The 26,300-nt window shown below is 58.8% G+C and carries 16 protein-coding genes and 2 pseudogenes; 11 read left to right on the plus strand and 7 right to left on the minus strand.

Going from position 1 to position 26,300, the window contains the following annotated elements; all coding sequences use genetic code 11:
- Positions 1-115: 115 nt before the first annotated feature.
- A pseudogene (locus J6524_RS09135) lies at positions 116-657 on the plus strand (nodulation protein NolW); the annotation flags it as partial.
- A gap of 494 nt (positions 658-1,151) precedes the next feature.
- Here the strand turns inward: J6524_RS09135 and J6524_RS09140 are convergent.
- Entirely contained in the window at positions 1,152-3,788 is a 2,637-nt protein-coding gene (locus J6524_RS09140; RefSeq protein ID WP_225670033.1) for a hypothetical protein, read from the minus strand.
- Between the two features lies 1 nt (position 3,789).
- Positions 3,790-3,933, minus strand: a complete 144-nt coding sequence (locus J6524_RS09145) for a hypothetical protein (RefSeq protein ID WP_225670034.1) — start codon at positions 3,931-3,933, stop codon at positions 3,790-3,792.
- A gap of 900 nt (positions 3,934-4,833) precedes the next feature.
- Here J6524_RS09145 and J6524_RS09150 point away from each other — a divergent pair.
- Positions 4,834-5,532 carry a secretin N-terminal domain-containing protein gene (locus J6524_RS09150; RefSeq protein WP_028350684.1) on the plus strand — a complete coding sequence of 233 codons (699 nt, stop codon included), beginning with the start codon at positions 4,834-4,836 and terminating at the stop codon, positions 5,530-5,532.
- 2,030 nt (positions 5,533-7,562) lie between these two features.
- On the opposite strand, the gene J6524_RS09155 is transcribed toward J6524_RS09150, so the two are convergent.
- Positions 7,563-8,987, minus strand: coding sequence for a M16 family metallopeptidase (locus tag J6524_RS09155; protein ID WP_225670035.1), 1,425 nt, complete (start codon positions 8,985-8,987; stop codon positions 7,563-7,565).
- On the minus strand, positions 8,984-10,459 hold the full coding sequence (locus J6524_RS09160; RefSeq protein WP_225670036.1) for a M16 family metallopeptidase: 1,476 nt from the start codon (positions 10,457-10,459) through the stop codon (positions 8,984-8,986). Before J6524_RS09160 ends, J6524_RS09155 begins: the two co-directional genes overlap by 4 nt.
- Before the next feature lie 684 nt (positions 10,460-11,143).
- Between J6524_RS09160 and J6524_RS09165 the strand changes: the two genes are divergently transcribed.
- A complete protein-coding gene (locus J6524_RS09165) occupies positions 11,144-11,353 on the plus strand; it encodes a hypothetical protein (RefSeq protein ID WP_225670037.1) in 210 nt (69 codons plus the stop codon).
- Positions 11,354-12,036: 683 nt separating this feature from the next.
- On the opposite strand, the gene J6524_RS09170 is transcribed toward J6524_RS09165, so the two are convergent.
- Positions 12,037-13,473: a DUF1521 domain-containing protein gene (locus J6524_RS09170; protein WP_225670038.1), complete on the minus strand. Its 1,437-nt coding sequence runs from the start codon at positions 13,471-13,473 to the stop codon at positions 12,037-12,039.
- Positions 13,474-14,476: 1,003 nt separating this feature from the next.
- Here J6524_RS09170 and J6524_RS09175 point away from each other — a divergent pair.
- From J6524_RS09175 to J6524_RS09205, 7 genes are all read left to right on the plus strand, one after another.
- Positions 14,477-14,764, plus strand: coding sequence for a hypothetical protein (locus J6524_RS09175; protein WP_225670039.1), 288 nt, complete (start codon positions 14,477-14,479; stop codon positions 14,762-14,764).
- 53 nt (positions 14,765-14,817) lie between these two features.
- Positions 14,818-15,024 (plus strand): hypothetical protein, encoded by a 207-nt coding sequence (locus tag J6524_RS09180; RefSeq protein ID WP_225670040.1) that lies wholly within the window; start codon positions 14,818-14,820, stop codon positions 15,022-15,024.
- Between the two features lie 122 nt (positions 15,025-15,146).
- On the plus strand, positions 15,147-16,034 hold the full coding sequence (locus J6524_RS09185) for a SctD/MshK family protein (protein ID WP_225670041.1): 888 nt from the start codon (positions 15,147-15,149) through the stop codon (positions 16,032-16,034).
- Between the two features lie 29 nt (positions 16,035-16,063).
- The gene (locus J6524_RS09190; RefSeq protein ID WP_225670042.1) at positions 16,064-16,588 is read left to right on the plus strand and encodes a hypothetical protein; all 525 of its coding nucleotides are present in this window, start codon (positions 16,064-16,066) and stop codon (positions 16,586-16,588) included.
- A gap of 441 nt (positions 16,589-17,029) precedes the next feature.
- Positions 17,030-19,147, plus strand: a complete 2,118-nt coding sequence (gene sctV, locus J6524_RS09195) for a type III secretion system export apparatus subunit SctV (protein ID WP_225670043.1) — start codon at positions 17,030-17,032, stop codon at positions 19,145-19,147.
- 33 nt (positions 19,148-19,180) lie between these two features.
- Entirely contained in the window at positions 19,181-19,771 is a 591-nt protein-coding gene (locus J6524_RS09200; RefSeq protein ID WP_225670044.1) for a tetratricopeptide repeat protein, read from the plus strand.
- Positions 19,772-19,914: 143 nt separating this feature from the next.
- Positions 19,915-20,775: an Effector protein NopP gene (locus J6524_RS09205; protein ID WP_225670045.1), complete on the plus strand. Its 861-nt coding sequence runs from the start codon at positions 19,915-19,917 to the stop codon at positions 20,773-20,775.
- Between the two features lie 741 nt (positions 20,776-21,516).
- Here the strand turns inward: J6524_RS09205 and J6524_RS09210 are convergent.
- Positions 21,517-21,644: pseudogene (locus tag J6524_RS09210) on the minus strand (IS630 family transposase); the annotation flags it as partial.
- A 630-nt stretch (positions 21,645-22,274) separates the two neighbouring features.
- On the opposite strand from J6524_RS09210, the gene J6524_RS09215 reads away from it, so the two are divergent.
- Positions 22,275-24,548 (plus strand): T3SS effector XopP-like protein, encoded by a 2,274-nt coding sequence (locus J6524_RS09215; RefSeq protein WP_225670046.1) that lies wholly within the window; start codon positions 22,275-22,277, stop codon positions 24,546-24,548.
- Positions 24,549-25,065: 517 nt separating this feature from the next.
- Here J6524_RS09215 and J6524_RS09220 read toward each other — a convergent pair.
- Positions 25,066-25,650, minus strand: a complete 585-nt coding sequence (locus J6524_RS09220; protein WP_225670047.1) for a GNAT family N-acetyltransferase — start codon at positions 25,648-25,650, stop codon at positions 25,066-25,068.
- Positions 25,651-26,300 lie beyond the last annotated feature (650 nt).

The following is a 26,300-nucleotide window of genomic DNA, read 5'->3' on the forward strand; positions in this document are numbered from 1 at the left end:
CGAGCTGACCGCAAGCTGACGAACACGCGAGCCATAAGGCCATTTTAAAGATCACGTTTGGCTTCCAATTTAGGTGAAGCCTTAATACTTGTTCTCAGGCCGAAGGGACTTTGGAATGCTAAGCCGACGCACGATCCTGAACATTTTGAACCGAGTTGCGGGCGCAGGAGTTTTCCTTTCCACCGGGATACTCACGGCGTTTGGGGCTCCGCTCTCGCTGCCTTCGGCAGCTAATAGCTACACGGTTCTGGATCAGGACCTGTCTGCCGCACTGCTGGAATTCGGTAACAACCTCAATGTCAGAGTAAACGTCTGCACCGAGGTGAAGGGCCGGATTCGCGGGCGCATGCCGGATTTGCCACCGCGCGAGTTCCTCGACCATTGACCACTCTCTAAGATCTTCAATGATACAATGATGGGCGCGCTTTCCGTATCTGCTGCAATCGAGGCGCAAAGTCGTCTGCTTGTGTTGAAGCCGATCAGCTTCGATGCGTTCAAAGCGGCCCTCGATGCACTCAACATCTCCGACGAGCGCTATGTTGAGAGACCGGCACCGGGAATAGCGGTCCGCCACGCTTCATGGGGCTAGTGGACCAGACGCTCAACGGCCTCGTGGCCGAACGACAGGCGCGGCCACGCTCTCTCAGCGCCGAGAAGCCGGTTGGGCGCCAGCGTCAGCGGAGAAAAATGCTACGGATTTCCAGCTTGTAGGCTCCCTGTTGTCTCTATCTGAGAGCAAATCAACGGCTTTGCCACTTCTGCGGCCTAACGTTCCTGAACAAAGAAAAGATCCGGTCCTCGTAGCATTTCGAGGCAATATCGATCAGCTGCTCAATGCCGTGAGACTGCCGAGAGTACCTCCTTCGAGAGCTAGGGGCGCTGGCGGAGTTCATGTCTAGTACCGTCCGGGCGTTCCTTATTCGCTGGCAGGTCAGGCCCCAATCCCGTGCGACTTGCTCGGAGCCAGAAGCATCCGCAGAAGACGCCTCCACGCCCGGCGAGATCATCCCGGAATGGTGGCGAAATCATCTCGCAGGCCGCAGCGCGTCGGTACACGCGCGGGAGATCGTCGGAATTCGCAGTTTCGCTGCCATGGGATGTTGGGCGCATCGAAACGAAGAACTCGGGGACTCCCAGCGCAAGCGCGTTCTTCAGTCACTTTGAGGGTGATAGATGAGATAAACGACGTGGCCGGATCCCAAGATCGCGTTACTTTGCCTGCTCCTCAACTCGGCCGTGTAGAGCTCACCGTTTATGGTGAACTCTATCCGCCGGTTCTGCGGGGTCGGAAGTAGGTTCCACGTGTTCAGTATGTACAACATGCCGCTGTGCGAGACCTCTCGGCCCCGCCCTTGATTGTCCCAGCGGCTGTGGTTCCAATCGTCGCCGAGAAAAGGTCCGATATCCGGTAACTCCGCTCGGCAGCGATAGGCCCCTGATGATCCGGGAGACGACGAGCCGGCGCCCCGCACCGGCTGAGCATGGTCACTCAACTCGGACCGTGTGATTGGATTGAGATCAACCAGTGATTCAACACTGCCATAAACGTCTGAGGGAGCGCTGGCTGACGACGATGACGCAGGCTCCTGGAGCGGCTGACGGGATCTTTGGACTTCACTCATCTGGCTAGCGCGCGGGTGATGGATGAGTTGAACGTCGCTGCGTCCTCCCGGTCCCAACGTGGCCGAGTAAAGCTGACGCTCGATGGTGAACTGTGTTGGGCCGAACTGATTCGGCAAGAGACCGACGTTACCGAGTATGTCGATCAGGGCGTCCGAGGCAGGTTGAGAACGGTGGCTCCAGTTGTCGACCATATGTCCGATTTCCGCTAGCTCTTGAGGGGGCAATGATGGCCCGATGAACGACGGTGGTCTGGCGATACCACGCGCCGGCGCAGAGTGCGCATCGTCACGCAACTCAGACACTGTGGGCGCATTCGGATCAGGCAATGGCTCAAGGCCGCCGTAGATATTTGACGGCGCAGCCTTGGCAGACGACGATGGCTCGGGTTGTTGCACCTGTTCCCTAAGCCAGTCCCAATAGCTGGGCTGCGAGCCACGGTACGGCGTGGACGATGTCGGAGTGGGTTCTTGCATCTGCTCTCTGAACCAATCCCAAGCTCCCGTGCTCGGGGTAGCCGGCGTTGCCGGAAGCTCCTGATACGAGCTGGGCTGCAGGCCACGGTGTGGTGTGGACGATGGAGTGGGTTCTTGCATCACTTCCGTAAACAAATCCCACGCTCCCGCGCTCGGGGTGGCTGGCGTTGCCGGAAGCTCCTGATACGAGCTGGGCTGCAAGCCACGGTGTGGTGCGGACGATGACGGAGCTGGTTCTTGCATCACTTCCCTGAACCAATCCCACGCTCCCTCGCTCGGGGTAGCGGGCGTTGCCGCAAGCTCCTGAAGCGAGCTCGGCTGCGGAGCGCCTTGCCCGGCGAGCGAGCCCGCTTGTTCCGGTGGACCCAACCCCAGCGCTCGGTTCGCCTCGACAGCTTGTTGATATTGCCGGAGCCTTGGCAACGCCGTCCTGAGAAGATTGCGCAAGCGAACGTCATCGCCCGCAAACTCGTCGGCCTCGGCACGTAAAGCCTCTAGATTCTCAACTCGACCGGTGATTGAGGCCTTCTGTGTCGCCTGAAGCCAGGCGCTGAACTGGCGAAGTGCCCACAGGTTCACGCCGATTTTCGGGGCCACCTCGTTGAATTCGAGAAAAAGCGCCTCGTCATCCGCGCTGGGGGAAACTTCCTGAGGCGGGAACGGCTGCGGCGCGTTGGCGCGTTGTCGGTAGTCCTGAAGAAGATTCCACGCGCGTGGAAACTCTCTAAGATACGAGCCCTTCCCAGAGTTAATATAGCGGTCTCGCTCCTCGGGGCCAGCCTGAGTAATGCTCACCCCGCGCTTGTTGAGCCACCTACCGAAGCTGTTAAGAGCCCTACGGTACTCCTGCATGGTTACCGCCGCAAAGCCGCGCTTAACGCCATCGTCACACGCAGCGTTGATGAGCGCCTCGTCCTCGGGGACAAGAGCCTCGACCCGCGGGCCGCCCCGCGGCAACGTCATCACCGACGCTCCGACTGCGGTGACGGGAGCCTCAACCGGCCGGCCGCCCCGCGTCAACGTTGTCACCGGCGCTCCGACTGTGAATTGCTCGAGCCTTGTCAACGCTGCCTCGATACGAGCGGCCAAGCGAACATCATTGGCCGCAAACTCGTTCCCCTCGGCACGCAATGCCTGAAGATTCTCTAGTTGGCTGCTGATTGGTGGCTTCTGCTTCGCCTGACGCCAGGCGCTGAAGTTGCGCAGTACCTCTAGATCCCTTCGGATCGTGCGATCGCTTGGTCCGCTTTTCTTGGCTTCCTCGCGGATTGTGCCATCGCTGGCTCGGCTTTTCTTTGATGCCTCGCGGAATCTAGAAAAAAGCTCCTCGTCCGGGCCATCGTTCTCGCGGCTTCGCTTGGACGGCACTTCAGTCGAACGGCCGAAGGGAGTATGGGATATGTCTACGCTTTGGCGCGTGCTGCTGAATGAGTGGCCCTGAATGGGCGCCACCTGCATCGAATCGCCGACATCAGTGCGCCGAATCGCTTCACCTCCGTCTGCGGTTTGCCCATCAGGCGAACCCGCTTCTGCGGAGCTCTCATAAAACGCACTGTGTTGCAGCTCGCTCAGCTGCTGCTCAAACCTCGCTTGCTGGCTCGTATTGCCCGGTTCTTGCTCCTGCTGCTGCAGCGTGGCGTTGTACGCCTGAAACTCACCAGGGCTGAATGGGTTGATGTTGTTGCGGTCCACTCTAATCGTCCTTGAGAATGTCGATTGTGCGCAAATCCGCCAGCTCAGCTCGGACGTGTGCACGGCTCAAGGCGAGGGAGGTTTCAACAGCAAAGCTCGTTGTCCAATCGAAAACAGCAACAACAAGAAATTGGCGCAGCTGCAAGCTGATCCTCCGATTACATCGAGCCCATCCGACTACACGGAGAACCGCGCGCTGCCACGTTCATTCCATTTGCGCTCGCTAGGCGGCCTCGCCCTCGAGAATCCGGTTCTCATTTTAGGATGGTTAGCTTTCTAAAAGCTGACGAGTTCTCAGGATGATTCAATTGTGTGGTTCTGCGTCGTCTGCACTGAAGAGCCATGACAGCGAAAGAACGGTTTACCCGCGACGAGCCAATCCTACTCGACGATGGGCCAATGCGCGATTATCTCGCGCGGCTGACGGCAGCTCGCTTCATCGATCATGCTCCGTCACCAATGGGCGCACCAACTAAGTGTCACGTCCTTGAAGGCACCATCGGCGCATCATTAGCGCGCCGATGCCGATGGCGGTTTGGGCAAAACTGGCTGGTATCACCCGGTCCGAACCATCCCAGGCGAGCACACTGCCGACAGATGGACCTGTATTGCTCCGATATATTGCAGAGAGAGTGTCTGGAGGACGCGCGCGCCCACTCGCCTGTGCTATTGCATGGTGAACTTCCGATACCGGCAGAATCGATGCCGATCTATCTACGACTGAGGAGGCAGCGTCTTGAATCGAAGCGAGGCCACCTGAACAAAAGTCTACTCAAACTGGCTCTGCTCGCCGATAATTGCCGGCTGACAGAGCCCGGAAACAGACCTTCGGTAGCATTCAGAGAGATCGGCGTAGCGCCTAACATGATCGATGGTGTCGTTGGTATGGCGCCGATGAGATAAGAATTGATGGTCAGCACCGTAAAGAGACCAGCTGACCGTAAGCTGACGAACACGCGAGCCATGAGGCCATTTAAAGATCACGTTTTGGCTTCCAATTTGGGCGAAGCCTTAATACTTGTTCTCAGGCCGAAGGGACTTGGGAATGCTAAGCCGACGCACGATCCTGAAGATTTTGAACCGAGTTGCGAGCGCAGGAGTTTTCCTTTCCACCGGGGCACTCGCGGCCTTTGGGGCTCAGCTTTCGCTGCCTTCGGCACCTTATAACTACACGGTTCTGGATCAGGACCTGTCTGCCGCACTGCTGGAATTCGGTAACAACCTCAGTATCAGAGTAAGCGTCAGCGCCGAAGTGAAGGGTCGGATTCGCGGGCGCATGCCAGATCTGCCACCGCGCGAGTTCCTCGACCGTTTGACCAATCTCTACAATCTTCAATGGTACTACGACGGGCTCGTGCTGTATGTAACTGCTGCAAGCGAGGCGCAAAGTCGTCTGCTTGTGTTGAAGCCGATCAGCTTCGATGCATTCAAAGCGGCCCTCGATGCACTCAACATCTCCGACGAGCGCTATCTTGTGAGACCGGCACCAGGGGATGGCCTCGTCCTGGTTTCTGGTCCACCACGTTTCGTCGCGCTCTTGGACCAGACGCTCAACGGCCTTGTAGCGGAGGCGCAGACGCGGCCGCACGCTGCCGTCGAAAAGCAGTCGCGGGAATCGGTCCTGAAGTTATTTCGTGGCTCCTCAACCACGGTCGTTCGCGACGGACGACCGGAAGCCCCCTATTCTTCTGACGCGCCGCGTCAGGACAGCATCGTGCGTGAGCCTGCGCCGGGCCAGAGATGAAATTTAGAATGCGCGGCAGCTTTCGGCGGAGGTCAATGCCGTCTCCATTGGCTCATTGCGAATCCTTTTGACGCTCGTCAGCTTCTCGAAAGCTAACTCTCTTAGCATGAGAGAGCGGATGTCTAGACGGCGATGCCGCCTATCCATCGTAATGGAGATGCACGTCGGGCACCCGATGCTCTGCCGGCAGCTCGGAGGCTGCACTCCACACGAGCCTTCGAAACGTTCTCTGGAGGTCGCAATGCAAATGGCCTTCGTCGAACTATGGCTCGAGCCAAACTTTCAAAGAGGCACAGGATGGATTTCAACTCAATCAGCCCAACGAACACAAGCCCGCAGCCCGATTCACCATCACCGCCCGCGGGCCCAGCGGGCTTTGAGCACCAGCTGCGCGAGTTCGAAGATAGTGCTCCGCCACCTGCTGCGGGGTCTCCCGTGCAGCAGGGCGAAGCCTACTCGCCATATCTGGACGCCGGGCATCCCTATTCGCAATATTTGGAGTCGGGGCATCCCTATTCATCACTGTTGGATTGGGACGATGATCTATATGCGCCGGCTGCGCCCTCCCCCGGGCCATTGGTGGCCGCCAGAGAAAGCTCTCCGCAGCCCGGCTCGCAGCAGCCGATTGCTCAAGCCATCGCGGAACTCCCAGAGTTTGATCCTGATCTGATTTGGCAGAATGTGGAAACCGGGCCATCGCAGGCTGGACCATCGCAAGCTGGACCGTCTCAGGCCGGACCTTCGCAAGCCGGGCCGTCCTCGTCCGCCGGGGCTGCGCTGTTGGAACTCACAAATTTCATTCCCGAAAACGAGCGTCTCATAGCCGACCACTGGGTCTTCTTTCCCCATACGGCCTCGGATGCCCAGATCAACATACTAAGGAGGGCCGGCCTATTGCCTAGCAATACCTCCCGGACCACAACTTTCACCATGCTGGGTATGCCGCACACAGCCGAATTTCGACTAGAGGGGGTTCGTTCGTATCAAACCGTCGATGGACGCAGGCCTTTGGCCTGGACAATCGCAGGGCGACGCGCCCACCGGGTAAGCATTCCATCGCCCAGCCCGCGGAGCGGACATACTCGCGCCGCCAGCAGACCTTCGCGACGTCGCCGACGGCGGGAGCACTTGGCGACGTCCTTTCTGGCCAGCGTCGACTATCTTGGCCATCTTGGCCTCCCGCCAAGATGAGTGTACTCAATCGATTAGTTATGCGTCCTTTCAGAGAATTGGTCAGGCATTGGCGGCTCAACGGAATACCAAGAGTCCACGACCGAGCCGCAGGATCCGTGCCCACGTCACTGTATCGTCTCGGCCGTGCGAAGCTTAGAGCGACGAGCGAGCATCTTCGGTCTAACTTGTATGGGCCTGCAGGAACGTGCCTCATCGTTCCATGCTGTGCTTTTCCCTCGAACCTCAGATGGCGGCTCGAATTTAACCGACCATGCCGGCGTGAGCACTTGCTCGATGCGCCGAGTGTGGCACCGACACGACCATAGTCGAAATGAGTGACCCCGTGTGGCGTACGGCAAGGATTCGCTGCTATTGACGACATCGCCGCGACCCAACCCAACCGTCCCTTGAAACAGGCCAGCGTGTGGCCGTACGGGCCAACGCAGGGTCCGATGACGAAGACGTCGGGAACTGCTTTGAGTTTTGCGCTCACGACAATGCCGGAAGCGGCAAGACAGGTGTGTACCGTCCGAGGCAGCGCCCCCGGTATCCAATGCGAGCCAAAAAACGCAGTGCTCTCTCTGCCAGTTTTGGCCGATCTGACCTCCAGCCAGGAACACAGGGGTGTCGACGACTCACCGTAAATCGACCGACATAAGGATCACTAAACGATCACCGGCCGTCGCCGGCTCCGACGTGCCCGCCGATATATCCTCTCGTCCGGCTCCGACAGTGCCGTTCGGACCTTTACTGCCGGCCCGAGATCCGTTGCATTGACGGCACCGCTTGCCACGACCGCAGCTATCGCGGCCCCCAAAAAAGAAGCTCAAATCGCATGTCACCTCACGAACACAAAGTTAATTTGGTGTTGCCGGCGTTGCGGCTGATGGCGCGTCGCCTGGCTGCCCTGCCGCTGGCGGCGGCGTCGTGGGCGATGGCGTGGTGGTCGACCGGGTTGCGGCCAGTGGGGAGCGGCCGACCATGACGGTGAGCAGACCCTGGCCCCACAGCCGCTGCGCCGCCTTCCTGGCATCCTCCAGCGTCACCGCATCGACGAGCGCGCTATGCTTCTCGATATAATCGATCGGCAGCTTGTCGAGCTGATACTGCAGCAGCGCCCGCGCAAGCTTTGACGAGGTATCGAGCGCCAGCATCTGCGAGCCCTTCAGGTACGACTTGGCATCATCGAGTTCCTGCTGGGTCGGGCCTTCCTCAGCCATGCGACGGACCTGCTTTTCGATCTCTTCCACGGTCTCGCTGGCGCGATCGGCCCGGGTGCCGGTATTGCCGACAAACACGGCGGAATGATCCATCCACAAGAGCGTCTCATGGACGGAATAGGCTAGCCCGCGCTTCTCGCGGACTTCGCGGAATAGCCGCGACGACAGCCCGCCGCCACCGAGAATTTGGTTGACGACATAGGCGGCCATGAAATCCGGCTCGCTGCGGCGGACGCCAGCACCGCCGAAGGTCACGACCGTTTGCGGCACGTCGAGCGGAATGAAGACGCACTGCGGCACCTTTGCCGCAACCACATCGGCTACCTGTGTCAACTCCGCCTTGGCCGGCAGGCTACCAAACGTCTTGTCGAGCAGTCTAGCAAGCGTCTCTGGATCGACGTCGCCCACCACCGCGATCTTGAGCGTGTCCTTTGCGATCACGCGGCGCACATAGTCCTTCAAATCGGCGACGTCGATCTTCGGCACGCTCTCGACGGTGCCTCTAGCGTGGCGGGCATAAGGATGATCGTCGAAGGCGACTTCGAGGAATTTGCGATTGGCGAGCGTTGAAGGATTGGTGGAGTCACGCCGAAGGTTCGCGAGCACCGCGGCGCGGATCCGTTCGATATCGGGCGCATCGAAACGCGGCGAGGTCAACGCCATTCGCAGAAGCTCGAATGCCTCGTCCCTGTTGTCCTTGAGCATGCGCAAGGAACCGCGGAACTGATCGCGCGTCGAGTCAAAATTCAGCTCAATGGCGCGGCGGTCGAGCCGCTCGTGAAAGGTCTTGAAGTCGAGATCGCCGGCCCCTTCATCGAGCAGGCCGGCGACCATGTGGCCGACACCGGGCTTGTCGTTGGGGTCCTGGGTCGCTCCGCCGCCGAAGGCGCATTCCATCGCGATCAGCGGGACAGTGGCGTCGTGCATGAACCAGGCTTCGATGCCGCCGGGGGAGACCAGGCGCTGAACTTTCGTAGCGGCAAGCGATGGTGCAGAGCCGAGCGTCGCGATCGCGAGCGAGGCTCCACCGAGAACGGCACGTCTTGTGAAGGAACAGGTCACGAGCGCTTCTCCTCGCGTTTGTGCGCAGAATCCTTGATCAGATAGCCGGTCACCGAGCGTTTCTTGTCGAGCCATGTTTGCGCGGCCTCGCGCACCTGCTCGGCGGTGACGGCCCGGATGCGGTCCGGCCAGCTTCGGATATCGTCAATGCTGAGCCCGGTGGTGAGCGCGCGGCCATACCAGCGCGCAAGCGTCGCCTGGTCATCTTGGGCGTAGATGGCTTCCGCAATCAGCTGGGTCTTGACGCGCTCGAGATCCTCGGCGCGTGCGGGATTCTGCGCGAGGTCCGCGATCAACTTGTCGATGGCGTCCTCGATCTGGACGAACTCGACACCAGGTTTCGGCGTCACAGAGACCATGAATGACGAGGGATCGAGTGAGGTGCGCTGGTAGTTCGCGCCCGTGCTGCTCGCGAGCTGCTTGTCGATCACCAGCGAGCGATAGAGATGGGAGTTGGCGCCGCCGCCCATCAATTGCGCGAGCACGTCAAGCGCAGTACTCTCGCCGGCAGCCGCGGTGTGAGCCGACGGCACGAGATAATAGCGGTGCAGGGTCGGCTGCTCGACTCGCGGATCGGACAACGTCACCGTGCGCGGGGCCGCCGCCGTCGGCTCCTGCGGCCGGAGGCGCTTTGCAGGAATCAAAGGATCTGCAGGGATGTGGCCAAAATGCTTCTCCACCATCGGGCGGATGTTATTGGGATCGACGTCGCCGGCGATGATCAGGATCGCGTTATTCGGCGTGTAGAAGCGCTTGTAGAAGGCGAGCGCGTCCTCGCGGTCGAGCTTTTCGATCTCCTGCCGCCAGCCGATAATGGGGCGGCCGTAGGGGTGGTTGAGGTAGAGCGCCGCCATCATCTGCTCGGTGAGCCGCGCATCGGGATTGTTGGCGACGCGCATGTTGAATTCTTCGAGCACAACTTCGCGTTCGGACAGCACGTTCTCATCTTGGAGAACGAGACCGGTCATGCGGTCGGCCTCAAATTCCATCATCTTCGTCAGCTGCTCGCGCGGCACGCGTTGGTAATAGCTGGTGTAGTCCATCGAGGTGAAGGCGTTCTGGTTGCCGCCGACGCGCAGCACGGTCTGGGAGAATTCGCCGGGCGGATGCTTCGCTGTGCCCTTGAACATCAAGTGTTCGAAGAAATGCGCAAGCCCCGATTTGCCCGGCGTCTCATCGGCGGAGCCGACCTTATACCAAATCATATGGGTCACGACCGGGGTGCGATGATCGGGGATCACCACCACCTGCAGGCCGTTCGCAAGCGTGAAGCTTGCTGGTCGTTCCGAGGTGACTGAGATCTGGGTAAGCACGTTCCTTTTTTCAGGAACGTCCCAGAAGGTAGGATTGCTGCTATTATCCTTTTTGTATTCGTCTTTGTATTCGACCGCCAGCGCGGTGGGCGTCGTCAAGGCCATTGCAACAGTGGCCGTGCCTAGCACCTTGGTTGTCACGGAACTCCAATTCTTCATGGCATCGCCTTTGGTCGCATAGAGATTGACATTCTGCAGCGGCCGATCCCGACAAAGCAGAGAGCCGCACGCCGTTGGCAAACAAGGGAGCAAAAGCCGGGCCAATCGCCTGATGCTTCCGCGCACGGACAGCTGCGCGGCCAGCTGGACGCAAAACGAAGCGCGTCGCCTGCTTTGTGTTCGAAAGCTAAAGCCGCATTTGTTTGGTATCTGCCAACATGTTGCGAACGCGACGTTGTACACGAAACGCACAACAACTCGCCGCCTCGCGTTTGCGTAAATCCTGCGACGCCACATACCGCAGGCCCGATCTTGCGCCAGAGGCCCTGCTCCACCGTTTCGCGGCCGCAGCTGACGCCCGCCAGGAAACATCTAAAGCCTGTCGCGGCGCCGCCAAGTCAGACGTCCCTTCCTGGCGAGAGCTGCTGCCCTGCAGGAGCTTTTCTAATGAACACGCCGTTCGGATTGCCGCCGTGCTAGCGTCCACCGAGACCGTCTTGCCAGACGCGACACTCTTCCTCGACCAGCACTAGCTTTTCTTCGGCAGACCACCAACGCCGCACCTGACGGAACATCGATGCGGTCTCCAGTGGCTTATCATGAACGCTCTGAGCCTCGTCAGCTTCTCGAAAGCTAACCTTGCTAGCATGAGAGGGTGGGTTATCTATAGGCGGTGTTACGAACATGAACACAGGTGCACCCGATATCGGAGCAGCGGGAGGCAATAACGGCGCGGATTTTGACGGAACCGAGGGGGCCGATGAGGCCAACTCGCAGGCCATGCAACAACGCAAAGCTTTCGAAATGGCTCTGGGCATGCTCGCAATGCGAATTGTCAGCGACGCACAAGCCGATCTAGATTCTGCCATGGACGACACAGAAGAGGATGTTTGATTCGGCCCTATCGAGTCAGAAGCAACGAGCGCAAATGCACATCCATGCAACGATGAGAAGAGAGGACGGAGAGGCGCTTCTCAGCAGCCGGAGGATTCGCACCCCAATGGGGCTGGTCGTTCAGACAGGTTGCGGTAAGCTTGGCGTGACAGTTCTTAGGGTGTTTTCGCCGGGTCACTCCGGTCATCCATATCTTGGTAGCCCAAGACGTCCGGCTCACATATTGAAGGACGCGCCTTGCTTCAGGCAATCGCCGTCACAAGGCGTCTTATCTGTCCTCGCGCGCTTTTAGCGGCTGGTGATGCGCCTAACGACTCGGCGCGTCGCTCTTGGCCGCAAATACGGTAGATCGCGCATTGCGGCCGCGTGGTATTCGCCGCACCCGGGGCGCCGAGGCGTGTCCCCTCTTGTCAACCGACCTTACAATCGAACTTTGGTAGAAGCCTGCGCAATGTCGACTGGAGCTTGGATCAGCTCTCGGTCTTCGAGACGCCCCCACCTATCCAGTCATGCTTGGTTGCAGACTGTTACCGGCAGAGAAATGCCAATCAGATCGTCGAAAGCGAAGAGCGCGGATAATGCATGGGCACCCCAAGCGAGGTGCTTCCCTGCGCGCGCTGGGGAGCATGGGAAAGCGGGCGACAGCGCCCGCTCCCATTCTTTGAACGGTGCTCAGATCGGCCTCACCCGGCGGCCTGCTCATTGGCGTCAATGCTCGCCTGGTTGACCTGCCATCCGGATCTATCGACCCACCCTTGACCTTGCTCATAGATCGTCTGTGCACCATCCGACGTCAGCTGATCGAGGGTTTGGCCAGCATTGGACTGCGTCACCTTCAGATTGTTGGCACCATCTTTGTCGTCCCCGAGCCCCTCGACAACCATGGCGTTGTCGCCATTCGTGATGGTGAGCTTGGACGAAATGGTCTTGCCTTTGCCGTAGTCGACCGTATCCACGGTGATCTTCGTGCCATCATCGAGTTGCAGGGTCATGCCTTTCTTGAAATCAAAGTCATCCTTACCGTCTCCATTAGCATCGACATGAGGATCGCCATGAATCTTCGAGACATGGCCGGTTTCGTTGTTGCGAACGGTCCAGGTGCCGTCCTTCTCGTCGGCGGTGATTGTATACTTATCGCCAAGGTGAATCGTTGCCTTGCCGTCATGGACCTCATGCGACCACACCGGATTAGTTTTCGGTGGCGGGCTCTGGTTAACCGCAACTGGGGTCATCGACACAGGCGGGGGAGGAGGAACGAAAACTGGAGTATAGTAGTAGTACGAAGGAGTAGCGAGCGGCTGAGGAGTGTACTGGGACTGAGAGCCGGCGCCCGGGGCGCGCCCCTCTTCACCAGCATCGATACTCGCCTGATCCACCTCGCGCCCGGCGCCGTCGACCCAACCCTGACCTTGCTCATGGATCGTTTGTGAACCATCTGATGTCAGCGCATCGAGAGTGAGGCCCGCGTTTGACTGCGTCACCTTAAGATTGTTGGCACCATCCTTGTCGTCACCGAGCCCCTCGACAACCATGGCGTTGCTGCCATTCGTGATGGTGAGCTTCGAGGAGATGCTCTTGCCGTTGCCGTAGTCGGCTGTATCGACGGTGATCTTCGTGCCATCGTCGAGCTGCAGGGTCATGCCTTTCTTGAAATCAAAGTCGTCCTTGCCGTCTCCATTAGCATCGACATGAGGATCGCCGTGGATCTTCGTGACGTGGCCGGTCTCGTTGTTGCGGACAGTCCAGGTGCCGTCCTTCTCGTCCGCCGTAATTGTATACTTATCGCCAAGGTGGATCGTGGCTTTGCCATCATGGACCTCATGCGTCCACACCGGATCAATTGCCGACGACGGGCTTTGGTTTTGGGCGACCGACGCGAACTGGGGAGGCGGCGGCGGGGCGAGAAGGGTTGGAGCAACGTAGGCTGGACTGAGTACGGCGGGAGCGACAACGACCGGACTATTTACCGGCAGGTACTGGTAGGCTCCCACCGGGACGCCGGCCGCGCCGGCGTACTGCCCCAATGCGACGTTGAACAACGGAACGGCGGGCACGCCTTCAGGCACGAGCCCTACCGCCGGATTGGAACCGCCCACCACGGGAAGATACGGCATTTTCATTCACTCCTATTGCATTGAAGGAAGCGACAGACTGCGAGGACCACCCGCACAATCAACTTGGCACGTTGCGCCGAGGCCCTTCAAAACCAATCCCAGATCACGGCCAGCAGCAGGCGCTCTCGCGTTTCTGGTTGCAGGTGACAACAGCCTTGATCGGCGGACCACTTTTCCCCCTTGCCCCTCGGGAATCGGGACTCTCACGTCGAGCGTATCCAAGTCGCAGGAAGTGTATCCGGAGTACCTGTCGAAAAGCTGACGATAGGATAATCGCCACCAGCACATCAGCTGTCGTATCACCTGAATGTTGAGAGCATGTGATCACGACGAACCGCTCCTTATGACGAGCGTCGTAACAACGACATCTTTGGACGCGCGGCTGGCGATCGACCACGCTCTCTAAAGGACGCCGGTCGAGCCTCTCGCGTGAATGCTCGAGACGGTCTTCAGGTGCCGTGGAGGGCCATAATCGGAACAGACACCTGTTCGAAATTAGTTTTGCTTATTGTTGCGAGGCCTCGCACTTGCACACGTCGCCTTTTGTCCGCCCGATTGCTCGCTGGAAAAATGGGCGTTACACCGTCCGCTTGTGTTCTTGTGACTAATAAATATCGGCGTACGCCGCGGCCGGCGATATCTCGAGGACTTGTCCACGGCGTTACGACGCACCAGGCGATCCAGCCTGCGTCATTTGCTCGGAGGCATGCTCCCTCAGGCCGACACCTGGCACAGCTCCACTGTCGCGGCGCGCTCCAGCACTACTCGGAGCACTTGACCTTCGAGATGCAAAACCTGCGCTGTCGCGTGCGCGCCAACGTCGGCCAAAATGAACCGAGAGTACCGACACATTGTTCGGGGAGAGAAAAATCGGGCCACCTCGACTCATTCCGCGGCCTTTGTGGGACTCGTCAGCTTCTCGAAAGGTAATCCTCCTAGGATCAGAGCGCTGACCTCTAGGCGATGAGTCGTCTATTGAGCGTAGTAGAGATGAACACAGGAGAATGCGATGATTGGAGAAATGATCGGAAGCGCGGCGGGTGGATACCTCGGTGGGCCGCAGGGAGCGGCGATTGGTTCCGCTGTTGGTGGGGTACTCGACCAAGCCTTCGAGAAGGTTATTCACAAATTGGATCCTGAGAAGGCTGATGCTGACAAGGTCGCCAAGGATAATGGCCCTGCCGCAGGAAAGACCCCGCAGTGTAACCACGGCAACGGCGAATTGACGCTCTTGAATGGCGCGCCGGGCGCGCATGTAATGATTTCATTTCCTGCCGTCGTTACCCCAGCTGGTTAGGCGTGAGGCAGGTCATCAGTACCACTAACTTCCAAACAGAAAGGTGAGTCGATATGGTTTCTCCCGTTGGCGGTTCCACCGCTCCATCCGAAGTCGCGACGAATCAGCAAACCGGTGCTACGGGTGCTGGCGATTTCGCCGCGCAGCTCGCCGAGCTCGAGCGTGTCAGCAAACAAGCTCAGGCCAACAGCATCGTGATGCGCAGAATTACGACCGAGCTCTCGTCCGAAAAGAAGGTTGCCGACGAGCGCGTTAGTTAGCGCGCTGCAAGAGGGGCGCACGGCCGCTCTTTTCGCGTGCTGGCTGCTCTCTACAGCCTGACGAATTCGGAACCAGCCGTACGGCAATGCCGTACGGCTTCTCGTTGCTCAGGAGACTCTCCGTGAATGAACCGGCCTCCGTTCATTTCGAAGTGCTATCAGGGCTCTATTCTGGGGTGACCGGTGAAGCGCCCGTCGGAACGAGCCTTATCGGAAGTGGCCTCGATGCCGATATAGTCTTCGTCGAACAGGGGCTCGAGCCCAATCACTTCCGGCTCACGCCCATGCTCGATTCGATGGAGATCGAAGCCCTAGCAGCCGGAGTCAGCATAGAAGGAAGCGGAGATATTGGCGTAGGCGAGCGGGTTGTTGTTTCTCTTCCTGCCGTCGTTCATGCGGGCACGATGTCCATTCGCTGCACGCAGGATTCGGCGCAAGCATCAACCGGCCTGTCGCGTGTCTCGATAATAGCAGCCGCCTTGGTCTTGCTGAGCTCCGTCGGGATCGCCACTCTTGCAATCAGCTTCCTCTTTGACGGCAGTGCCGGTGCACTGAGCCCCGATGCGCCCCTTGTTGCCGCACTTCCACCCAAGCTGACGCTCAATGGTCCTGATGATCGCCCTCTCCATGCGGCCGCCGAACAACTGCAAGAGGAGGTTAACAAAGCGGGACTTCTCAACATCAAAATCGGTCCTGGGCCAGGCGTGGTCAGCGCCGAGGGCACAGTGACACCTGCGACAGTCAGTAAATGGCAGGAGGTTCAGCAATGGTTCGATCAGCACACAAACGGGTCGCTGACACTCGTAAATGGGGTGACCGTGAAGGAGGATAAGCCGCCCTCCTCAATTGCTGTCCAGGCGGTGTGGCGCGGAGCCCACCCTTATCTTCTTATTGGTGGGCAAAAGTACTTCGTGGGCGCGCTGTTGAACGATGGATGGACGGTTGATCGAATCGAAGCGGGACGCGTACTGCTCAGCCGGAATGGACGGCTTGCTGCTCTCCCCTATTAGAGCTCCACCGCCGAGGAAAGGAGATCGTCATGACCAAGTTGCCCCAGCATCCTGTCGGACTTGGCACCTCTTCGCAAAGGCTCAATACCCACGACCATGAGCCAGCGAACAAACCGGCCGTCCTTCAAGTCCATAATTTAGAGATCCATGGCGCCGATGGCGATGGCGAGAAGAGGCACGGGTCGGTTTGGCCGGATACCGAGGCGCCGGATCTGCCAATCGAGGCCGCGCTTGACGTCAACGATATCGATGCCGTCTCGCGTGTCAGTCTCAACGACAGGCGCGTACGGATAGCTGAGCTCGATCCCCGTGCAGCACTCGCTTCACTTTATGGCCGCAATCTCGCAACTGGCCTGCTCTCCTTCGTGACACCACGCCTGCGTGATCCGGACGTGCTGCGAGCAGAGAAGCATAGTGTTCTTCTGGAGCGCTTGGCCGATAGGCTACGGGCCGGACCGGAGGATTCGGTGCGTGAAGGGACGGACGCCCTGCAGCAGGAGCTCCGCCGGCTCATCCTGCTCCGGCAGAACCAGAACAGCTTGATTGGGAGCTAGCATGATCGACTCGGGCGGAGCGCAGTTCGCCAGTCCACCGCCGCCGGCCGATGCTTCCAAAACCGGCGATGTCTTGCCAATCTCGGGGCAGGAGCGCGATTTGGTCTGCGCAATATCCTTCGTCCACCTTGCGTGTGGACAGAGCGCACGAGCTCTCGCTCTGTTGCGGCTCATTGCCCATGACTACTCGCAGGACGTCGACCTGCTTCGCATTCTTACCTATGCTCTCATCTCAGAGGGTTTTGGCGATGAAGCACTTGCGGTGCTTGATAGACTAGACACGCTTGACGACGAGCCCTCCTCGCGTCTGCCTTTGACGCTTCTTCGCAGTCACGCGCTACGACGGGCCGGCCGTATGGACGAGGCGCGGGCAGTCTTCCAAGACTATGTGTCCTTGCGTGGCAGGACAGCCCCAACGCAACAACAATAAGAAGGCTCTCCATGCCACACCTTCTTCGTAAGCTTATCGTGCGCGCGCCATTCCACCCGGATTTCATGGTCGCGTTCATGCTGCTTCTGGCAATCGGAATGATGATCATGCCGATGCCGATCGTCGTGGTCGACATGCTGATCGGCTTCAATCTGGGCTTTGCCGTATTGCTGCTGATGGTTGCTCTGTATCTCAGTACGCCACTTGATTTCTCGTCCTTGCCCGGCGTCATCCTGATCTCTACCGTCTTTCGTCTGGCGCTGACCATCGCGACAACGCGGCTGATTCTTGCTGAGGGAGACGCCGGCAGCATCATTCACACGTTCGGTGAGTTCGTAATATCAGGAAACATCGCGGTCGGCATTGTTATATTTCTGATCGTGACCATGGTGCAGTTCATGGTTCTCGCGAAGGGAGCCGAGCGCGTTGCTGAAGTCTCAGCACGATTCACGCTCGACGCTCTGCCAGGCAAGCAGATGGCTATCGACGCGGAGCTACGCAACGGTCATATCGATCAGCACGAGGCACGCAGCCGGCGAGCTTCATTGGAGCGAGAAAGCCAACTTCACGGTGCAATGGATGGCGCCATGAAGTTCGTGAAAGGGGATGCCATTGCCGGCCTCATAGTCATCTGCATCAACATGCTGGGAGGAATCAGCATCGGACTGCTCTCCAAGGGCATGTCCATCGATGAGGCGTTACATCAATATACGCTGCTCACCATCGGCGATGCGTTGATTTCTCAGATTCCGGCGCTCCTGCTGTCGGTTACGGCCGCAACCATCGTCACACGTGTAAATGGTCCTTCCAAGCTCAAGCTTGGTGCCGATATCATCAACCAACTCACGGCCAGTACCCAGGCATTGCGGCTAGCGGCCGGCGTTTTACTGCTCATGGGGCTGATACCTGGTTTCCCCTTGCCCCCGTTTCTCATGCTGGCCGCACTTTTTGCCGGGGCAAGCTATGTCAAAGGCGGTGTTAAGAGCGCGAACACGGGCTCCAAGACGGGCGCCAACGTTAGTGCTCCGACCTCAACACCAGCGCAGGCTCAACGGCAAACCATACCTGCGGAGGCGCTTCCGGTCGCGGTTTTCTTTGCACCTAACCTAGTAAACGCGATTGATAGAGAGGAAGTTGAGCAGCACATCGCTCGCATTTCGGCGCTGGTATCAGCCGATCTTGGCATCACGATTCCGCGCATTCCAGTCCAGGTCGATCAACGTTTGGCCCAATCCGAGTTCAGGCTGGATGTGGAAGGGGTACCGGTTGAACGGGATCGGGTCGATCCGACGCAGCTCGCGCTCACCGATGACCGGGCGAACATTGAATTGAGTGGCATCCCGTATCGGCAAGATCCAGACACCGACCGGATCTGGATCGAACAGAGCCATGCACCAGCTCTCAAAGCGGCCGGGATCGGACATCACTGTCCGAGCGAAATCATCGCCCTGCGCGTCAGTTCCGTACTGACGCGATATGCGCAGCGATTGGTAGGCATTCAAGAGACGCGACAATTGCTTGCCCGGATGGAGCAGGAATATGCCGACCTGGTGAAGGAAGTGCTACGCACGACTCCAGTTCCCCGGATCGCCGATGTCCTGCGTCGCCTGCTCGACGAAGGCATCCCGATTCGTAACACCCGGCTGGTCTTGGAAGCGTTCGCCGAATGGAGCGAACGCGAGCAGAACGCAGTCCTGCTCACCGAATATGTTCGCTCCGGCCTAAGGCGGCAAATCTGCTTTCGCCATGCCAACGCTCACCGTGTCCTGCCCGCCTTTATCGTAGAACGTGAAACTGAGGATGTAATTCGCAGTGCGGTTCGAGAGACTACCGTCGGGCCGTACCTCGCGCTGGAGGACCGGCATAGCGAGATGTTGCTGTCGCAACTGCGCCAGATTCATTCAGGCGTGCCAGCAGGTCAGAGCCAGCCCGTCATCCTGAGTTCGCTGGATATCCGACGCTTCGTCCGCGGCTTTCTCACCCGCAACGGGATCGATCTTCCTGTTCTGTCTTATCAGGATCTCGCCTCCGATTTCACGGTCCAGCCGGTGGGGTCGCTCAAGCTTACAGGTCCCAAGGAAAAAGCTCCGACAGGAGAACAACGCAACCTGCTTGCCACAAATGGCTAACAGAGCACAGCAGTCGGTCGTGAGATAAATGGCATGAATTCACCTACAACAACATTCGCTGCACGATTGTATGCATTCCATCCGCCCTCGGGCTTAACTCTCCTCGCTTTATTCGCCACTCTTGTGCTTGGTGGCTGCGCCAGCTTGGACCCCCACGCTACCTCCGTTCAAGAGACGCCGCGGCCAGAGTTGCTGGGCGCCAAGGACATCGATCCTGCTATGCGCGAGCGCATTGCACATGCCCTCCTCCGAGTTTCCAACGAGGAAAGTTTGCGCGAGGCTCTGAAGCAAAAGCCAGACAATGTCGATGCGGCAATCTCGCTTACGCAGGCCCTTCTGGCACAGAAACGCGCAAGCGAAGCACTTGAGGTAGCCGACAAGATCTTGCTTACAGTTCCTGGTGATTTGCGTGCCATGAACGCAAAAGGGGTGGTCCTCGACGCCGAGGGGCGTCATGATGAGGCGCAAGCGCTATATCGCAAGGCTCTCGCAGCGGCCCCAGGCAATCAGATGTTGCGCAACAATCTCGGCCTATCGCTCGCACTCGCTGGAAATGCCGATACCGAACATGCCAGCCTACAACCGCTTTCGCACGAGCCGCGTGCGCTAGCGCGTTCGCCATAGCGTGGCCTCGGCGTAGAACGCGGGATCTTACACTAGCGCCTGCGCGTCAGCTCGTCGTCAGCTAGGCTGACTATCACCTTCGCGATGCCCAACGAGCCTGAACTCAGTACGAGAACACTTCACCGATAGGAAACCCAATCACCATGTATGGCCGAATCAATAGCTACCCCGGCGCTTCCGACGCTGATGAAATTAGACAATCCGCCACCAACCACGCGCAATCTGATGCAGACAGCCAACGCTTTGCGGACATGTTTGCTGGGATGCACATAGCGGCGCCTAGGGCTAGCTCGTCGGAAGCAACACCCTCGTACTCGCTCGTTCGCCGACCTCCTGTGGTGGAGCTCAAAAGTTCTGAATTCGAACAAAATGTGAAGGACTTTTATGGCGATGAAATCGAGGATATCGCCGCGAAATCATGGATATACTCGCTTCCCGTATCCTCGAAGGCCGCACGCACAGCACAAGTTGCCCATGACCACGGCACGAAACCTGGCTCGGAAAACGCACGCTATTTCAGCTATCAGTTAGGCAACAAGAGTGTTGGACTTCTCCGAACGGAAGGCGGAGCTAGCATGAGTGATGTGTTCAAAGACGAAAAGGCACGCGCGCGCTGGCGGGAACAGTTTCCCGGACGGACCGAACTCACATCCACTGTAGATTTTCGGGTTACTCATCCCCTCGTGGAGAACGCAGGCGACATTCTGTTGGAACATCAGCTTCGGCTCGACGGCGAACGGCCTTTGCTCCTCTCTCATGCTGTCAATGACGAAGCGAAGGCTCGCGCACGGGCGTTGGGTTTTGTTGAGGTGAGTGACTCGATGATGGTGCTTGACCCTACCAAGCATCCTAACAAGTGGACGAAGAATGATGACGGTGAATGGCAGCGGAAAAACAAGCCTCCATTGTATCTTAAAGCTACTGACATTAGCGGCAGTGATACCAGAGGGGCCCAGCGCGCTCGAAATATCACGCCGGATTGGGACGACGATGACTTCATGTAGACTGGTCCGAAGAAGATAGATCACGCGAAACGAGACCGGATTGCCAGTGGGTCACAATACCCGTTTTATGGTAATGTCTCGCCATGCATACTTCCGGTTACTCGAGAGGACCCATCGCCTACACGGCCCTCACCCGCGCTAGGCGTTGGTTTTGCTGGTTGGACAAAAGAGCGCGCCGGCTATTCTCATCGAGAGCCGGCAAATCGAGCGGCTATGGTCCAGCTTGCGAAATCCTCTCGGGGCAGCTCACCATAGGTTCGGTGAGTGCCCGCTCGCCGATGCGCCCAGAGGGTGTCAGAAAGGACATCCGAGCAGGTTCTGTGAGTCTGCCTTATCGAGGAGACTCACATGACGACCGAGACGACGATTACAGCCTGAACTATTGGACAACTGCTTGCTAGGTGGCAGTGGACCTTGAGGACCATGGCGTATCTCACGTCCGGCTCGTCCGAGCCGAGTCGAACAGGCGTTTCCACACGTCCGCCTTCACCCAATCGCGGAAACGTGTACACGCTACTCCAGTGGCCGAAAGCGCGCGGCAGCGCGCGCGAAGGACGCCCGGGCGCGCGATCCATGACACCGCCTCGACAAACATCCGTTATCCTTGCCGCTCCGTCCGAGATCGCTCGGTTTGCCGAGACGCAGCGGTTCCATCTTCGTCAATTGGACGTCGATCTCGTTCCATCCGAAGCTTGGATCACAACCGAGCCCCGATGAGAATCCTAAAATCCCAACAGGCCCTAGCGCCTGGATTTGGGACTTTTCATCCACACGGCGCCGAGACGTAAAGGTTCACGAGCGTCGCTCACTTTGGCCACGAAGTTCGGATCGGTCGAGAGCTTGAACGTCTCCAGCCGGTGCGGCTGGAGTCCGAAGGCTCGCCAGATGCCTTGCGCCGTCGACACCGAAGGGTCGTTGGCGTTCGCCATGTCGCGCGAACTCCAATGGGAGGCGTCCTTCGGGGGCATTTCTCCAGCGTCCGCACGACCACCGCTTCGATCTGAGAATCGTCAATCGTGCGCGGCGCCCCAGAAAGCGGCTCGTCGTGCGGCCCGGCCACGCGCCGCTTCACAAAACGACGCTGCCATTTGCCTACGGTCTGCGTGTGCAGGTGGCCGCCACTTCCTAGTTCTGACCGCCCTCCGCGCAGGTCAGCACGATCCGGGCTCTCAGAGCCAGCGCTAGCACGTTCTATCGCTGCATTGTCAGCGACTTCATTTCGGCACGCTCGTCATCGCTTTGTATCAAGGGCGCAAGTGGCTGGACCGCGATCAGACGTCCGTCGCTGTTGCCAGCGCTCTTTCGCACAGCGACACGAAGCTACGATTGCGAACTTATGGTTCGGGAGACTAGCAACCCGCATCTTCCATGGACTTGGACGCCTGGGTGATTCGGACTTTTTTTGTACACCCGGGAGAATGCCCTCCGTCAGCTAATTGTCAGCCAGGCCCTCTACCTAGATAGCCTGCGCATTCTCGCCTGTATCGGAGGTTGGAAATATGACGGGCATTGGCCGACCTGGCAAATCGCACGTTGGGGCTGATGGATCTGACAGCACGTGGGGATTGAGCAGTTCGCGCTCGGAGTCAAGTCTTGCCCCTGAGGAAGGCAGCCAACGGTTCGATTCCGTCGTGGAGGGGATGCGCTCTGAGCCCCAAGATAGAACGGCGTCGGTCACCAGCCAGCCGCGCACTTCGGGTATCGCAGCCCCCATTTCCTCGACAGGCGATGAGATCAAGGCAACAAAGCGACAAATGGACCGCCTGCTTGAGGAACTTGATGCTTGCCGTAAGGCGGCCATGCAAGCGCAGGACTCGTCGGAGGCGCAAGAGCTGATCGATCAACTCGTCGAGGCAAGCTCAAAAGTTCTGGAGTACCGCGCGAGCCTGCCCCCGCATGTAGCGCGTAGCATTCTGTCCGACGATCAGGCTCGCCGACTCCGGGACGAGGCGCTCGATGCGGCGGACGAATGCAACATACTGGCCGAACGGACTATCTCCGCCTTGGAGGAGCGCCGGAAGAAAGCAGCCGGCGCGCTCGACTTGATCCTCAAATCCAATGCTTCCCCCGACCAGCTGCGCCGAGCGGTTTCCAGTGTGGCGAACCGCCATGAGGCGTGCATGGAGTGGTGGGGAAAGAAGGCATTGCGCTCGGAACGGATGCAGTCGGTCTGCGCCGCCACCACCAACTTACCAAGTACTACGGCCGAGATGCAGCAGGCCCAAGAGGACGCACTGCGGCTGCACACCGGCTGGGCACTGTATATGAAGTGCATGCATCTGCAATCGCGGGTCGCTCTCGCGCAGGTCATGATTGAGCCGCTGGCGAGCACGTTCGAACCAGCCGTGAGGAACATCCTCATGGCTGAGAACGGGGGGGCGCGTCTGCTGGGAACCTTCATCGAGGATTTTTTTCCGGCATTCCTCTCGACGAACGGCGCTGTTCTAAAAAGCGGAGGACGCGCGCTCGACGCAGAGCCCTGCGCCGTTCTGGAAGGCGTCATGGAGCGCCTTTCGGAATTTGCGTTGGCGTTGCACGACGTCGTTGGAAAGCTAAGCGCTCTCGGAACAGGCGCCGACCTCCCATTGGAACTGTTGGGCCAGATCGTGGAAGGCGCGTGGGTCACGGCGCATGAGGTGATGCGCCTCTTGTCACTGCAGCCGAAGACCCCAGCCATTATTACACCGCCGGCCGATGCTGGGGCTGCGATACCGGCTAACACTACCGGCAGGGCTGTAGTGGCCGAGGGTACAACAACGCGCAGGAAGCGCAAAGGCAAGCGCACGCCGGCTGAGGGCGCCGGGAGTTCGGCGGCCGGGAGGATGCAGCCACGGGTCGCTACGGCCGACAAGACCGCAGCGCCAGCGGCCAAAGTTCTCGTGCTCTCGGATTTAGGTACGAAGAAGCTGGTGAGCGCGGAGGAGGCGCAAAGGGCGTCATCGTCGGCGGCGGCACACTTAGCTACCTGGCAGGCCCCGCCGTCGATTGAGGCACTGACGCCACTACTCAAGCACTTGGACGAACTTTTGCAATTCGATCTGGCTGGACAGCAAAGGGCCGTCTCGCAAGCGCGCCAGATGAAACCCGAGGACGCCGACCACGTCGTAGACACCGTGGTTGAGCGCCTGCAGATGAAGGCCGCCGAGATGCAGGCCTGTGTGGCCGCGTTGGACGAGCCTCGTCGAAGCGGCCTACTCACGGCTGCGCAAGTGCCCGAAGTGCACGACAAAATAGTCCGGCTCAACATGATGTTGTCCCAGGCGAACGGGGTGGCCAAGGCTGCGAACGAGCGAAAGGCCACGACTATCATTGATTGCATGAAGACCTACGCCTTTCCGTCGCAGAAGTACCTTGAATACTTGCGCGCGGCCGAGGAGTTGGCGCCTGCGGATCTACCGCGCCCGTTAAAGGGCGAGCCAGGGACGCTGTTTGAGTTCAAGCTGCAACCCAAGGCGCTGAGCAATGGTGCAATGCCGAGTCCGATGTGGGTGCACATCCATACGAACCGGCCGGTACTTGCGCGGCAATTGGCGACGCTAGATGACGCCGAGTTCGCCGCTTGCCACGTCAAGTCCAATGAACAGCGCGGCTACAATCGGCAGTGGCAGAACGCCCGGGCTGCGACGGGTCACGAGAACGTCGTGGTCCACCGCGGCAAGCTTACGCCTGCGTTCTGTAAGTCCTTGTTGAGCACAGTGCTTAGCGGCCACCCACGCTATCCGCTTGCCGAGGCGGAGCACCTGTCGACGCAGGCCGCTCGACACGGGATGTAGTTACGGGCCTCTCGCGCTAGAGTGCCTATTGACGTCCGAAATCCGAAGCCAGCGGGCCGTGATCAGGTCATGGGCCTTTAGCACCCGGTAGACTGAAAGCGTCCGCTTCGGTTTATAGCGCTCGTACCATGTGGCAATCAGCGCACTCGTATCGATGCAATAAATGTTCTTTGGCCATTCCGGTTTATCCTGCCATGCCAAAGGCCGCCTTTCCCATTACAGCAACGGTCGTAACATTCATACTGAACAGACCCGCGCCATCGCGCAGTGTGAAGTATCGATCGTGATAGCCTTGAAAATAAGCTGGGTAAACATGGGACCGAGCTGACTCAGCGCCAGGTAATGATGCTTGGGCCGCCTTCCAACGGTTTTTCTGTGCGTCAAGCTGGGCGTAGATCTTCTGGAAATCAGCGCGCTTGCTGTCACAGAATCCTGGGTCGTGGGACCGAGCGTCAGCAGCGGCCGCAGCACGGCTTCCTGGCTGCTCCCAAAGCGCTGGACCAACGCTTCGAGTTAGCTAAGCCGTTCTCAACATTGGCGTGAGCGGCGGCGAAGAGCCATGTTGTATCTCACCAATGACCTTGAAGCCGTGGCGTTGATAAAAGGGAATGTGCTCGGGATTTGAACTTTCGAGGTACGCGGTAATGCCCTCCTCATCACATCGTTGAAGAGCGTATTTCATCAGCAATGTGCCAAGCCCTTGTCCGGCCCAGTTGGGATCGGTGGCAATGAGAGGCAGATACCAATGTGGCTCGGGCGGATGATGCTCGGCCATTCCCTGCCGCAGGTGTGCCATATCCTCGGTAATCCCCGGGCTCAGGGATTGCGCCATGATTTCGTCCAGCGCAGCCTCATCTTGTTGCACGCCGGGAGGGAGCCACAGCGCCGCGGCGCGAATCCCTCCCGTGACGTACGCTGTGCCATGCTCGAATGCTCGTCCGCCACAGGCGTTGATGAACTGAGGCATGCTCTGAATATATCGCCTTGCGTCAGGCCAACTCCACCGCATCAACGGATCGGCGGCAAAGCCGAGCACAATTGTCCAGACGGTGCTTGCGCGATTGTTTGAGTTCGCACATTTGATGTTCGACTCCGCTCGCATATGTGATTCCAGGTCTCAATCTAGGCGTCAGAGTTACAAGTGTGCAGGACAAATGGCTCTGAACGAAAGCAAAGGATACACGACACAGGCTTTCGTCGGATGCATCGGCGTCCAGGTTAGCAAATGTCGCACGTTGAGATCGCAGATGACCAACGATCTTTCACACGATCTTATAACCTATCACCCCGTCTCCCATTGAGCTGTTCTGGTAGGGTCCGACATTCAAAACACGTGCCAACAGCGAAAGCCGCATATCTATTGCTCTCGGTCGGAAGGTGCCGTTGTTCGAAGCGGACGGCGCGCCTTATCTTCTCGCGCCAAGCAACCTCGGCAAGCTCTCTCGCGATGCCGACCCCATGATCTCCGTCGTAATTCGGTTCATTCACCCAATGGATGAAGTCGACGCATAACTTGCCGGATTTCCTTTTCGTCTCTGAACTTTCGGACTGCGTCGAGAAAGAAACACAACCTAAGGAATCGATAAAGTTGTGTCATTCTAGGTGCGGCCAATGCTTGCTTGGCCCGGATATTGTCTCCAGTCGGCCGCTGGCGTGGGTGTGATAGATCTACTGAAGTTGAGATGTGCGTCGACAGTGCCGAAAGGAAACTCGTCTCGATAGTTGTCGTTAAATGGACGGGTGTCCTTGAAG

Origin of the sequence: Bradyrhizobium hereditatis, from assembly GCF_020329435.1 — a bacterium.
GTDB classification, from domain to species: domain Bacteria; phylum Pseudomonadota; class Alphaproteobacteria; order Rhizobiales; family Xanthobacteraceae; genus Bradyrhizobium; species Bradyrhizobium hereditatis.

Excerpts from the sequence above, each read along its gene's own strand:
- J6524_RS09150 (WP_028350684.1), top strand. The coding sequence starts at position 4,834 with ATGCTAAGCCGACGCACGATCCTGAAGATTTTGAACCGAGTTGCGAGC.
- J6524_RS09160 (WP_225670036.1), bottom strand. The coding sequence starts at position 10,459 with ATGAAGAATTGGAGTTCCGTGACAACCAAGGTGCTAGGCACGGCCACT.
- J6524_RS09165 (WP_225670037.1), top strand. The coding sequence starts at position 11,144 with ATGAACACAGGTGCACCCGATATCGGAGCAGCGGGAGGCAATAACGGC.
- J6524_RS09170 (WP_225670038.1), bottom strand. The coding sequence starts at position 13,473 with ATGAAAATGCCGTATCTTCCCGTGGTGGGCGGTTCCAATCCGGCGGTA.
- J6524_RS09175 (WP_225670039.1), top strand. The coding sequence starts at position 14,477 with ATGATTGGAGAAATGATCGGAAGCGCGGCGGGTGGATACCTCGGTGGG.
- J6524_RS09180 (WP_225670040.1), top strand. The coding sequence starts at position 14,818 with ATGGTTTCTCCCGTTGGCGGTTCCACCGCTCCATCCGAAGTCGCGACG.
- J6524_RS09190 (WP_225670042.1), top strand. The coding sequence starts at position 16,064 with ATGACCAAGTTGCCCCAGCATCCTGTCGGACTTGGCACCTCTTCGCAA.
- sctV (WP_225670043.1), top strand. The coding sequence starts at position 17,030 with ATGCCACACCTTCTTCGTAAGCTTATCGTGCGCGCGCCATTCCACCCG.
- J6524_RS09200 (WP_225670044.1), top strand. The coding sequence starts at position 19,181 with ATGAATTCACCTACAACAACATTCGCTGCACGATTGTATGCATTCCAT.
- J6524_RS09205 (WP_225670045.1), top strand. The coding sequence starts at position 19,915 with ATGTATGGCCGAATCAATAGCTACCCCGGCGCTTCCGACGCTGATGAA.
- J6524_RS09215 (WP_225670046.1), top strand. The coding sequence starts at position 22,275 with ATGACGGGCATTGGCCGACCTGGCAAATCGCACGTTGGGGCTGATGGA.
- J6524_RS09220 (WP_225670047.1), bottom strand. The coding sequence starts at position 25,650 with ATGCGAGCGGAGTCGAACATCAAATGTGCGAACTCAAACAATCGCGCA.